This window comes from Fusibacter sp. 3D3 (assembly GCF_001748365.1).
GTDB lineage: Bacteria > Bacillota > Clostridia > Peptostreptococcales > Acidaminobacteraceae > Fusibacter_A.
Window position 1 is genome coordinate 70,633 of the sequence record NZ_BDHH01000005.1, and the last position, 12,909, is coordinate 83,541.

Genomic DNA, 12,909 nt, shown 5'->3' on the forward strand with positions numbered 1-12,909 from the left:
TGCCTGTTGAGGAAATCTCCTAGGCTGTTATTTTATAGATCGAAAAGGGATTGGAGTGTGGACTAAGTGGTAGTCTAGTCTTATAACTGGAAACGGTATAAATAAGAATTTGAAGGGAAACCGCTGTTTTGGCGACATAACAGTAAACTTATGGGAAATCCTACTAGACCTAAGCCGCAGAATTAACCTTTTTGATTACCTCTAAGCTTTATTCACAATTTGTAGTAAGTTAATATAAATTTTAGGAAGACGTCCTCCACTTTTTAAAGTGGCGGTTCATATTCCTAATTCAGCGGGAGTCTAAATTCCCACTGAATGCAATCCGATAGGATTGCGCAAGGATTACGAAGGTAGCGAAGCGGACTAAGTATCGCTTTGAAAAAAATGAGTCAACACAGATAGGTGAAATGCTTTGAAATCAATTAAAAAAATTAATTATCGTTGGATTATTAGAACATTTATAATGACGTTTACCCTTGCTGTGATTTTTTCAGTGGTATCTGAAGCGCTCATGCGCAATGTAAATGTCTTTTCGGCATTTTTGATGCTGATGATTATTATTTTCATCGGCATTTTTTTTGATGCCATTGGTATCGCTGTGGCGGCTGCGAATGAAAAACCTTTTCATTCTATGGCATCTGCCCAAATAAAGAGTGCAAAATACTCTATTCTGTTGATCAAAAATGCCTCAAAGGTCTCTAACTTTTGTAATGATGTCATTGGAGATATTGCGGGTATAATCAGTGGATCAACAATTGGCATTATCATAGGTGCGATTAACGAATACCAGATACCTGCGGCATTTTACCCTTATTTATCAGTGGGCATCAGTGGCATTGTTGCTGCATTGACAGTGGGTGGAAAAGCCATTGGCAAAGAAATCGCAATAACAAGGGCAAAAGAAGTCGTTGATTTTACTGGGAAGGTTATTTATGTTTCAAGAAGTGTATTTTCTATTGGAACATATAAAGCCATGCTCCAAGGAAGAAGGGACAGAAATGTATAAGATACTGGAGGGCATTCAAACCCCCGAGGCATTAAAACAATTGTCATTTGAAGAACTCGTTGTATTGTGCCATGAAATCAGAGCTTTTTTGGTGAAGAACATATCTGAAACTGGAGGCCATTTATCCTCTAATTTAGGTGTTGTGGAACTGACTGTTGCATTGCATTATGTGTTTGACAGTCCTGATGACAAATTGCTGTGGGATGTTGGTCACCAAGCTTATGTTCATAAAATTTTGACAGGACGCAAAGATGATTTTAAATCCTTAAGACAATTTGAGGGCTTAAGTGGCTTTTTAAAGCGTAAGGAATCAGAACACGATATCTTTGAGGCCGGTCATAGCAGTACTTCTATTTCTGCGGGTATTGGATTTGCCACAGCTAGAGATATCAAAAATGAGCATCATGAAGTCGTCTCTGTTATTGGAGATGGTGCATTAACGGGTGGTATGGCGCTTGAAGCTTTGAATTATTTGGGACATGCCAAGACCAATATGAAAGTTGTTCTCAATGATAATGAAATGTCTATATCTGAAAATGTAGGTGGCCTTTCAAAAGCATTGAGCAGGCTAAGAACGACAGAAACTTATTCAAAAGTTAAAACGGATACGAAAGCAACGCTGTCTAAAATTCCGAATATTGGTGGCAATATGATTGATTTCATCGGAAAACTGAAGGACAGTTTAAAATATTTTGTAGTAGATGGCGGCCTATTTTTTGAAGAGATTGGACTCACCTACATCGGACCAATCAACGGTCATGATTTAAAAGAACTCATTGAAACTTTTCAAATGATCAAACACGTGAAGGGACCCGTTTTAATTCATGTTTTAACGCAAAAGGGGAAAGGCTATGCCTTTGCGGAAAGTGATCCCAATAAGTATCATAGCGTTGGTCAATTTGATCCTGAAAAGTGCATTGAAGTCAAAGTTAAAAATGATTACTCAAAAGTCTTTGGGGATAAGCTCATACAGTTGGCAACTGAAAACCAAAACGTGGTTGCTATAACGGCTGCAATGGCAGATGGCACGGGCTTAAATGAATTTGAAATAAAATTTCCAATGCGGTTATTCGATGTTGCCATTGCTGAACAACATGCGGTTACCATGGCAGCGGGAATGGCACTGGAAGGGATAAAACCCTATGTGGCAATATACTCGACTTTTTTACAAAGAGCTTATGACCAAATTTTACATGATGTTTGTATTCAAAAGGCGCCTGTTGTACTTTGTATTGATCGCGCGGGTTTGGTGGGGAACGATGGCGAGACGCATCATGGTATTTTCGATATCAGTTTTTTATCACAGATGCCAGGCATGATGGTTTTATCCCCTAAAGATCAATTTGAACTCGAAGATATGATGCAATTTGCACTTACTTATAATGAAGGGCCTATAGCGATACGCTATCCAAGAGGCAAAGCTTATCAACTTGGAGAAAAAAGGAAATCTGATTTGACCTTTTTCCCAGAATTGATGCATCCAGGTGATAAGGTGGCACTCATCGCAACAGGTAAAATGGTTCAAACTGCTATGGATTGTGCTGAGGCACTTCATGCAAGAGTAATTAATGTCTCTCAAATCAAGCCTTTGGATGTCGAGAAATTAGAAGCGCTTTTAATGGATATTGAGTTTGTGTTTACACTTGAAGATCATACCATAAGAGGTGGTTTTGGAGATCAAATTATATCGAGATGTGTTGAGCAAAACCCGGATATACTCAAGCGTATTCAATTTTATAAGTTAGGTATTCCAGATGTCTTTGTGCCCCATGGTGATACCGATGCATTGATGAAGAGTTTAGGATTAGATAAAGAGGGGATTGTAAAAAAAGTAAGTGAGGTTTTAAATGGCTAAAGAGCGGATTGATGTACTCTTATCAGAACGAAAAATGGTAGAATCAAGAGAAAAAGCAAAACGCGTCATTATGGCAGGGGTCGTTTATGTCAATGGTCAAAAGGTAGATAAGCCAGGAACACAGATTGATATAGAGGCTGAAATAGAAGTTCGGGAGAATGTATTGCCCTATGTAAGCCGTGGCGGTTTAAAGCTTGAAAAAGCTATTAAAATGTATGATATCAATCTAAAAGATAAAATCTGTATGGATATAGGGGCTTCAACAGGTGGCTTTACAGATTGCATGCTTCAAAATGGAGCCCAAAAAGTTTTTGCTGTGGATGTCGGTTATGGACAATTGGATTGGAAACTTAGAAATGATCCAAGAGTTGTAAATCTGGAGCGTACAAATGTGCGTTATTTGACCATGGAAACGCTTAAAACCGAACTGGATTTTGTAAGTGTGGATGTGTCCTTTATCTCTCTTAAATTAGTACTTCCAGTTGCGGTGATGCTTCTCAAAATAGATGCAGAAATCGTTTTTTTAATAAAACCTCAGTTTGAAGCGGGGAAAGAAGCAGTTCGAAAAAGTGGTGTGGTGAGAGATTCTAAAATTCACAGCAGAGTTTTAGAGGAATTGATGGCATTCTGTGCAGACCAATATTTAGCAGTGACTGAGCTGACTTATTCTCCAATCAAAGGGCCTAAAGGGAATATAGAATTCTTAGCGCATGCAAGAAGAACGGCTGAAAGACAAAATCAATTTTTGTTTGATACAATGGCACTTGTTCAGGAAGCACATAGTGCCCTGATTATAGAGTAGGAGACCATAAAATGGATTTGAAAAAGTGGCGACAATTATATGTTGCCTTTTTTAAAGTGGGGTTACTCACAATAGGTGGGGGTTATGCAATGCTCCCGATTATTGAGCGAGAAATTGTAATAGATCAAAAATGGATGACTATGGATGAAGTTTTGGAAAGCTATTCAGTGGCACAATCTCTACCGGGTGTTATTGCTTCAAACACGGCTGTGTTTGTTGGCTATAAGCTTGGGGGAATACTGGGGGCCATCTCATGTGTTTTAGGCGTGATTACACCGTCAATACTGATTATATTAGGGGTGGCAGCAGTATTCAATCAGATTGAATCTTTGGTCATTGTTCAAAATGCCTTTAAGGGGATTCGAATTGTTGTGTTAGCATTGCTTTGTCATTCGATGGTCCGAATGGTTAAAAGCTCAATTGAGGACTACGTGACTCTTTTTATTGCTCTATCGGGGTTTGTATTTGTCATGTTCTATGAGGGATCACCTATTATTACGATTATCATAGCAGGAATTATAGGCGCAATTATCTACAGAGGTAAGGTGAGTTAGCATGGGGCTTATAAGATTAATATGGGAATTTGTCAAAATTGGTACATTTACTTATGGTGGGGGACTTGCGATGATTCCTCTTCTGAGCACAGTTGCAATTGAAAACGGCTGGCTTACCAATGCGGCGTTCGCAAATTTAATTGCCATTGCTCAGTCGACACCAGGGCCCATAGCAATTAACATGGCAACCTTTATTGGTTATCAGCAATATGGAATTACAGGTGCTCTACTGGCTTCCATAGCCGTTATTTTACCCGCTTTTTTAATGGCTTTAATTGTCGCCCGCTTTTTAAATCATTTTAATGAACATCCTGTTGTGAAGGCAACCTTGATCGGTTTAAAAGCGGCGGTTATCGGATTACTTGCCACTGCAATTCTTCAAGTTGCACTTGTATCACTTTACAGTGATCAAGGACATATTTCAAATGTTCTTAATGGACTTGAACTCAAATCAGTTGCTCTATTTCTATTTTTTATGTGGCTGATTTACAGATATAAAAAACATCCCATTTACTATATTGTACTAGCGGGTATTTTAGGCAATATTATTTGGTCTGTTTTTTAGGCAAATGTGGATTGTCCTTTTATCCCCCACTAAAAACTTATAAGGGTTATATTTTACTAAAGGATTTTTTTGTAATATAATAAGAATATTAGCTGTGGAAATATGATCATTAGGGAGGCACTATGAAATATTCGAGGCAATCAAAGATTTTGGAAATTATTGAGGCTAAGGATGTGGAAACACAAGATGAGTTAGCTGTTGAGCTAAGAGCTTCAGGCTTTCAAGTTACTCAAGCTACGGTTTCAAGAGATATTAAAGAAATGAGATTGATAAAGGTATTGACTAAAGATGGCCGGTACAAGTACGCATCCATTAGAGAAAAAGAGGGTGCTGTAAACGATCGATTTCTTAAGATTTATCGAAATTCAGTTATTTCGGTAGATTTTGCAGGTAACATCGTTATTATTAAGACGCTTGTTGGGTCAGCAAATGCTGCTGCAGTCTCTATTGATGCTTTAAATATTAAAGAAATCGTTGGCACGATTGCGGGAGATGATACGATATTTTTAGTGGTTAGAGAAGAAAGTCAAGTGCAAAAGGTAATTAAGCAATTTAAAGATTTATTATAGAATAGTTTACCGGAGGCGATATGATATTTGAATTAAAAATCAAAGATTTCATACTTATAGAAGATGTAACCGTGGATTTTCTATCAGGTCTGAATATCATAACGGGTGAAACTGGTGCTGGTAAGTCCATGATTTTAGGTGCTATTCGACTTATTTTAGGACAAGCAGCGAATAAAGATGCTGTTAGAATAGGCGCAGAGAAGGCTTCTATTAAGGCGAGTTTTTACACGAATGATGTTGTGAACGCATTGCTCATGGCGTATGATATCCCCACAGATGATGAAATTGTTATCATTGCAAGGGAGATACAAGCCAAAGGCAAGAGCATTTCTAGGATTAACGGGCAAGTGACGCCACTGAATATATTAAAAGAAGTGACGGAGTGTTTGATTGACCTTCATGGTCAAAATGAAAATCAAAAACTATTAATGAAATCTAATCAACTTAATTTGATAGATGCTTATGGTGGCGATAAGCTTGAAAAGGTGAGGTCATCACTTAGAGAAACCTATAAAATAATCGCAGCATTAGATGATGAATTAGACGCTTTGAAAGTAGACGATTTTGAAAAAGCCAAAAAGATTGATTTTTTAACATTTCAATTGAATGAGATTTCAAGCGCAGGATTAAAGGGCGATGAAGATGTATCTCTTGAAAGAGAATTTGAATATCTATCGAATATTGAGTCTTTAAAAATGAGTTTTGAGAAGGCCACTGCATGGATGAAGGATGACCTTGATGAGGGCATTGTCAACAAGCTTTCAATACTTTCAAACGATTTTAGAAAACTTGAAACCTTTGATGACCAAATTTTAGATTTTTCGGGTAGATTAAGAGATGTGTTTTATGCACTGGATGATCTTTCCAAGGATGTTGAGGGTTATAAAGAACATTTAGAATTTGATCCAGAAAGATTTTCATTTATTGAAAAAAGGTTGGATGTTATCAATTCTTTGAAGACAAAATATGGGCAATCTATAGCTGAAATTTTGCGTTTTGAAAGAGAAATTGTAGATGAACTGGATCACTTTGAATCTATTGAGAGCAAAATCTTGACGCTTGAAAAACAAAGAGAAGCATCTCTTTTGACTTATAATGAACAAGCAAAAATTTTGACAGGTTTAAGAGAAAAAAGTGCAAGAAATCTTGAAAAGGCTCTTCAAAATGAATTGGTTGAGCTCAATATGAAAGATACACGCTTTAAAATTGAACTTGAAGTCGTGGCAAAAGTCAATGAAAATGGATATGATGAGGTTGATTTTTTGATTTCTACAAATCTGGGGCAGCCCTTTAAACCTCTTAAAAAGGTCGTATCAGGAGGAGAACTCTCTAGGTTGATGTTAGGTATCAAAATAGTCTTAGGACATCTGGACAATATCCCAACATTGATATTTGATGAAATTGACACAGGTATCAGTGGAGTAACTGCAAATGTAGTTGGTGAAAAATTATCGAGATTATCCAAGATGAGCCAGATTATATGCATCACACATTTACCTCAAATCGCAGTTTTTTCTGATCATCATTTATTGATTGAAAAAGAATCAAAAGCTCAGAGCACAATGACAACAATAAAAGAAATTAGCCAAAATGCGATTGTTGATGAGATTGGACGATTAGTAGGTGGTGTTGAAATGACAACGGCAACAACTCATCATGCCAAAGAAATGATTGAGAAAGCAAAATTGCTTAAAAAATAGAGTCAATATGAGGTCATCAATTCGAAAGATGGGGTTTTACTATGGCAGTTTTTTTGAGCTTACTATTTGCTGTAATAAGTGCTTTGATCTCTTATTATGGTTTGGTAATCATTGCACCTAAATTTAACAAACAACCACGATTCAAGCATGTGATAACCGTGGTCTATTTGAGTGCTTTTATGTTTTATTATGATGGCACTCAATTATTACATATATTGGTGCTCTATGGTTCGATCATTTTAATGCTCATGATGCTATATAAGCTTTCCAGTTTTATAAGTGCGGTTACTGTGGTACTCCTCTTTCTGCTTCAAACAATAGCATCCTTAATAACCGTTAATATTGGATTTTTGACTTATAATAGGATTTTTGACTTTAGACTTCTTTTTTTAGAGCAATATTTTCCGATTGTAGGGCTCTACTTTGTCCTCTTTTTCTTCATTTTAAAATTTTATCAGTTGATTATGAAAGTTTTTAGAAATATGGTTTCGATTAACAAGCGCGTTGAACGTCGATTGGTGATCAGCAATTTCCTTATTTTCACTGCTATTTTAGCTTATCAGCGTGTCACTTTTTCAAGTTTGATTGAGATTGCTTTGACTGGGGTAATCAATAAGCCAGGGACTTCTAATCTTAATCTCTATATGCTTGTCACCTACCTCTTTATTACAGTCATCTCTCTGACGATGGTATTGCTCATTAATCGCAATTTTATAGTGGATAACAATCTGGAGCGTTATAAATATAAAGCAGAAATTGACCAGATGACAGGTGTGCTTAGTCGTGAAGCTGGAATTAGTTATCTGAAAGCAGAGATGACACGTGCTTCTTTACAAGGCTTGGAATTGACGATTGCATACGTGGATGTCAATGATTTAAAAGTGGTCAACGATCGTTATGGTCACAAAGAAGGGGATAAGCTCATAAAAGTTATCGTGGATACCATTCAATCCAATTTAAGAGAATTTGATGTGATAGCACGTCTTGGGGGAGACGAATTTATGGTTATATTTTCAAGGTGCGGTGTGCAGCAGGCGAAAAAGGTTTGGCAACGTATCAATGATGAATTTTTACAAGTCAATCTGCAGAACGTTTATAGGTTTAGTGCCAGTGCTAGTGCAGGTTTTTCTCAGTATCAACCCTCAAAACATAGAAATCCAAGTGAGTTTCTGCATGAAGCGGATGAGGCTATGTATGTTATAAAAAAACAGACTAAAGAGAAATCAAAGTATTAAGTTGTGTAGTTTATACAAAAGAAGGGGATTTTACTTTTAAATAAGAGTACATTCCGATACAATAAAATAAGGAGTTTTGGGGAAATGAGCGGTTATATAACAGAATTTGAAGTCTATTTAACAGATCATAAAAATTTATCTGCAAATACACTAGAGGCTTATAAGCGAGACTTGCGTTATTTTGGCATTTTTATCGAGGAACAACAGTTGGGGGATTATTTACAAATTAGTCAAGTGGATGCCATTGCATATGTAAGCTATCTCAAGAAGCAAGGGAAAGCCAATTCCACGATCCAAAGAAATGTGGCCTCGCTGCGCACTTTTTATTCGTATTTACACAATAAGGGGTATATAAGCCATAATCCAACTTTAGACATAGAAGCACCCAAAGCTGAAAGAAAAATGCCAAATGTGCTCACTTTGATTGAAGTTGAAAAACTCATTGCAAAACCAGATTTAAGAACATCAATAGGCAAACGGGATAAAGCGATGATCGAGTTGCTCTATGCAACTGGAATACGTGTTTCTGAGCTTGTGTCACTTAATTTGTCGGATATTAATACAAACATGGGCTATATAAGATGCAAGAATAATGGAAAATCAAGGGTTGTACCGCTTGGCTCACTTGCATCAAAAGCAGTTGAGGTTTATATTAAAGACGGGCGAAGTAAGATTGTTACTGAAGACGAGGAAGCATTGTTTGTCAATTATTATGGCAAACGCATTACGAGACAAGGATTTTGGAAAGTGGTTAAGCGGTATACTGAGGCACTCGATATCAGAAAGAGTATAACCCCTCATACCTTGAGACATTCATTTGCACTTCATCTTATTCAAAATGGCGCAGATATAAAGGCGGTTCAAGAGATGTTAGGGCATTCGGATGTTTCCACGACTCAAATATATCTCGAAATGTCAAATTCTAAGATCAGAAACGTTTATGAAAAAACACACCCAAGAGCCTAACTGGCTCTTGTTTTATGCTAAGTTGTTGAAGAGCATTAGCAAATGTAATTTTGAGGAGGTTAACGATGATTAACAGAGTAATATTATTTGTACTTGATAGTGTCGGGATCGGAGCGCTTCCAGATTCGGAGCAATACGGAGATGTTGATGTGAATACATTAGGTCATATTGCCGGTAGCACGGACAATTTTAAGATTCCTAATTTAAAGAGACTCGGCATTGGCAATATAGAAGGTGTAGATTCAATTGAAGCTGACCCCTCACCTATAGGGGCTTACGGACGCTCACTCGAAGCTTCTAATGGGAAAGACACAACTACTGGTCATTGGGAGATCGCAGGTCTTTTGATAGATCAACCTTTTAAGACTTATCCAAATGGATTTCCTGATTATGTGATTCGTGAATTTGAAGCAAAGACAGGCCGAAAAATAATGTGCAATAAACCGGCTTCGGGAACTGTTATTTTGGATGAACTCGGTGAAACTCATATGAAGACAGGCAATCCAATCGTCTATACTTCAGCGGACAGTGTTTTTCAAATTGCAGCGCATGAAGAGATTATACCGTTAGAGGAACTCTACGAAATGTGTCAAATTGCACGAGACATGCTCATGGGTGAAGATCAAGTGGCAAGAGTAATTGCAAGACCCTTTGTTGGGACGCCAGGACATTTTGAAAGAACTTCAAATCGTAGAGATTATTCTTTGAAGCCTTTTAATAAAACGGTTTTAGATATGGCTAAAGAGCATGGTCTAGAGGTAAAGGCAGTCGGTAAGATCGTGGATATATTTGACGGTGAAGGCATTACAGAAGATGTTCATACTAAAGACAATATGGACGGTGTGGAGCAGACGCTAAAATATTTGAAACAAGATTTTAAAGGCATTTTATTTACAAATCTCGTTGATTTTGATGCTAAATTTGGACACAGAAGAGATATAAAAGGGTACAAAGAAGCTTTAGAAGCATTTGATGCAAGAATTCCTGAGCTATTAGAAGCGATGCACGATGAGGATGTCATCATTTTCTTAGCAGATCACGGGAACGATCCTGCTTATAAAGGCACAGATCATACGCGTGAATATATTCCAGTACTTGTTGCAGGAAAGTCGATAAGAGAGAATGTCAATATTGGAACGCTCAATACTTTTGCGGATATTGCAGCGACCGTCTCAGATATGCTTGGCATTCCACAAACACCGCATGGTGAAAGTTTTAAAGCGTTAATTTTGAAATGAAGTGAGCGTGTCGAAAATCAAATAAGCATGGTGAAAGATAAATCAATAAAAAGGGCATAAATCATTATAAAAGGAGTTATAAATGGAAAAATTATTGTTTAAAATTAGTGAAGCACAAAATTATATTCAGTCTAAGTTAAGCGAAAAACCTGTGATCGGGTTGGTCTTAGGATCGGGTCTTGGCACTTTAGCGGATGAAATTGAATCGCCAGTATACATTAAATACAATGAGATTCCTCATTTTCCAGTCTCTACGGTTGAGGGGCATGCTGGACAGTTTGTAGTGGGTAAGCTTTGTGGTAAAACAGTTATTGCAATGCAAGGGCGATTTCACTACTATGAAGGTTACAGTATGAAGGAAATCACTTTTCCAGTACGTGTTATGAAAGCAATCGGGGTCGAACATATCATCCTAACAAATGCAGCTGGTGGTGTCAATAAAAGCTTTAAAGCTGGAGATTTGATGTTGATTACGGATCATATTAATATGACGGGTGCAAGCCCACTTATGGGGAAAAATGAGAATGAATTGGGATCAAGGTTTCCAGATGCCTCCAACATATACGATAAAGCTTTCAATGAACGTGTTCTCAAAGAGGCTGCCTCTCTTGGGATTGCTCTAAAAGAAGGCGTTTATTTCTATAATACAGGTCCTGCGTATGAAACACCTGCAGAAGTAAAATTAGCAGCAATTCTAGGTGGAGATGCCGTGGGCATGTCAACTGCCCCTGAGGCATTGGTGGCTGCACATGCATCGCTTAAAGTGACAGGCATCTCATGTATCACCAATATGGCGGCTGGCATACAAACTACCGCATTGAACCACCAAGAAGTTGTCGAAACTGCGAATCGAGTGAAGAAAATATTTGTAGAGCTTGTTAAGAAAATTGTTGAGATCGCTTAACTGGAGGGTTACATGAGAATTGTAGATTTAATTAATAAAAAGAAATACGGTGAAAAACTCACAAAAGATGAAATTGATTTTATAATCTTTGGCTATACCAAGGGGGAAGTTCCTGATTATCAAATGTCAGCGATGCTCATGGCAATTTATTTTCAGGGCATGGATAAGGAGGAGACCTCTTATTTAACAGATGCATTTGTTAGATCAGGAGATACGGTTGATTTATCTGCAATTGAGGGCATCAAAGTGGATAAACATTCTACTGGTGGCGTTGGTGATAAAATCAGTTTAATTGTGACGCCGCTCGTTGCTTCGTGTGGCATTCCAGTGGCTAAAATGTCAGGCAGAGGCTTAGGACATACAGGGGGTACGGTAGATAAACTTGAATCCATTGAAGGGTTTAAAATTGAACTTACCAGTGAAGCGTTTATCAAGAATGTCAATGAACATAAAATGGCTATTGTTGGTCAATCCGGTGATTTAACACCAGCAGATAAAAAGATATATGCCCTTAGAGACGTAACGGGTACCATCGATAGTATACCCTTGATTGCAAGTTCCATTATGAGTAAGAAAATTGCTTCAGGTGCAGATGCCATTGTGCTGGATGTTAAAGTAGGTTCAGGTGCTTTTATGAAATCACTTGAAGATGCAAGAATTTTAGCACATACTATGGTTGATATAGGCAGCCGCCTCGGTAGAAAAACGGTGGCGATCATCACGAATATGGATCAACCACTTGGGCATGAGGTAGGCAACGCAAACGAGGTGCGTGAAGCGATAGAGGTTTTAAAGGGCAATGGTGCTGAAGATGAAACTGAAGTGGCGATGACAATTGCTTCATACATGGCTGTTTTAGGGGGTGCCTATAAAACTGTGGAAGAAGCCCATGCTTATTTTGAAACATTGATCAAATCTGGTGCAGCCATTGAAAAACTTAAAACATTTGTTGAAATTCAAGGGGGTAATCCAGATCTGATCGAACATCCAGAGCGATTGCCAGTTGCGTCAAAACATGTGGAAGTAAAAGCAGACCTAGAGGGTTATGTCAGCGGTTTTGATGCAGAAAAAGTAGGCATTTCTGCTATGATGCTTGGGGCAGGCAGAAAGAAAAAAGAAGATCCAATAGATTATGCAGCAGGGATTACTTTGAAGAAAAAAATTGGAGATCATGTAAATCTTGGCGATGTTTTATGCATTCTTCACACAAATGAAGAAAAAACGATTGAAGCTGAGAAAATGGTCAGAGCTGCTTTTGTGTTCAGTGGTATTGAACCAGAGCCGATTAAATATATTTATGAAATTATTGAGTAAGCGGATGCTATAGTGCACTGTGCATGCTTAAGAAATATGCAGAGAAATTTGTTTTTATATTTTAAAAAGTTTGGTCTAAAAGCTTTAATTTAAGATGCTTTTGATACCAAACTTTTTTTTGTTTCATGCTTTGTTTTGTGGCGTACCACGTACAGTGTTTCGTGGCGTACCACGTACAGAAAGGAACGTATAGTAGACTAC

General features: G+C 37.7%; 12 protein-coding genes. All 12 read left to right on the forward strand.

Annotation, left to right across the window (positions count from 1 at the left end; translation table 11 throughout):
- Positions 1-412 precede the first annotated feature (412 nt).
- A complete protein-coding gene (locus F3D3_RS07595) occupies positions 413-1,006 on the forward strand; it encodes a hypothetical protein (RefSeq protein ID WP_069872688.1) in 594 nt (197 codons plus the stop codon).
- The gene (gene dxs, locus F3D3_RS07600) at positions 999-2,861 is read left to right on the forward strand and encodes a 1-deoxy-D-xylulose-5-phosphate synthase (RefSeq protein WP_069872689.1); all 1,863 of its coding nucleotides are present in this window, start codon (positions 999-1,001) and stop codon (positions 2,859-2,861) included. The genes F3D3_RS07595 and dxs overlap by 8 nt, the downstream gene beginning before the upstream one ends.
- Positions 2,854-3,663, forward strand: a complete 810-nt coding sequence (locus F3D3_RS07605) for a TlyA family RNA methyltransferase (protein ID WP_069872691.1) — start codon at positions 2,854-2,856, stop codon at positions 3,661-3,663. The genes dxs and F3D3_RS07605 overlap by 8 nt, the downstream gene beginning before the upstream one ends.
- An 11-nt stretch (positions 3,664-3,674) precedes the next feature.
- Positions 3,675-4,217 carry a chromate transporter gene (locus F3D3_RS07610; protein WP_084388894.1) on the forward strand — a complete coding sequence of 181 codons (543 nt, stop codon included), beginning with the start codon at positions 3,675-3,677 and terminating at the stop codon, positions 4,215-4,217.
- 1 nt (position 4,218) lies between these two features.
- A complete protein-coding gene (locus tag F3D3_RS07615; RefSeq protein WP_069872693.1) occupies positions 4,219-4,782 on the forward strand; it encodes a chromate transporter in 564 nt (187 codons plus the stop codon).
- 122 nt (positions 4,783-4,904) lie between these two features.
- The gene (locus F3D3_RS07620) at positions 4,905-5,351 is read left to right on the forward strand and encodes an arginine repressor (RefSeq protein WP_069872694.1); all 447 of its coding nucleotides are present in this window, start codon (positions 4,905-4,907) and stop codon (positions 5,349-5,351) included.
- A 20-nt stretch (positions 5,352-5,371) separates the two neighbouring features.
- Positions 5,372-7,051, forward strand: a complete 1,680-nt coding sequence (gene recN / locus F3D3_RS07625) for a DNA repair protein RecN (RefSeq protein WP_069872696.1) — start codon at positions 5,372-5,374, stop codon at positions 7,049-7,051.
- A 41-nt stretch (positions 7,052-7,092) separates the two neighbouring features.
- A complete protein-coding gene (locus F3D3_RS07630) occupies positions 7,093-8,286 on the forward strand; it encodes a GGDEF domain-containing protein (protein WP_069872698.1) in 1,194 nt (397 codons plus the stop codon).
- Positions 8,287-8,370: 84 nt separating this feature from the next.
- On the forward strand, positions 8,371-9,252 hold the full coding sequence (gene xerD, locus F3D3_RS07635) for a site-specific tyrosine recombinase XerD (protein ID WP_069872699.1): 882 nt from the start codon (positions 8,371-8,373) through the stop codon (positions 9,250-9,252).
- 68 nt (positions 9,253-9,320) lie between these two features.
- On the forward strand, positions 9,321-10,490 hold the full coding sequence (locus F3D3_RS07640; protein WP_374700071.1) for a phosphopentomutase: 1,170 nt from the start codon (positions 9,321-9,323) through the stop codon (positions 10,488-10,490).
- Between the two features lie 82 nt (positions 10,491-10,572).
- Complete coding sequence (locus F3D3_RS07645) at positions 10,573-11,394, forward strand: purine-nucleoside phosphorylase (RefSeq protein ID WP_069872703.1); 822 nt, start codon at positions 10,573-10,575, stop codon at positions 11,392-11,394.
- Between the two features lie 12 nt (positions 11,395-11,406).
- Entirely contained in the window at positions 11,407-12,708 is a 1,302-nt protein-coding gene (locus tag F3D3_RS07650; protein ID WP_069872705.1) for a pyrimidine-nucleoside phosphorylase, read from the forward strand.
- Positions 12,709-12,909: the final 201 nt, after the last annotated feature.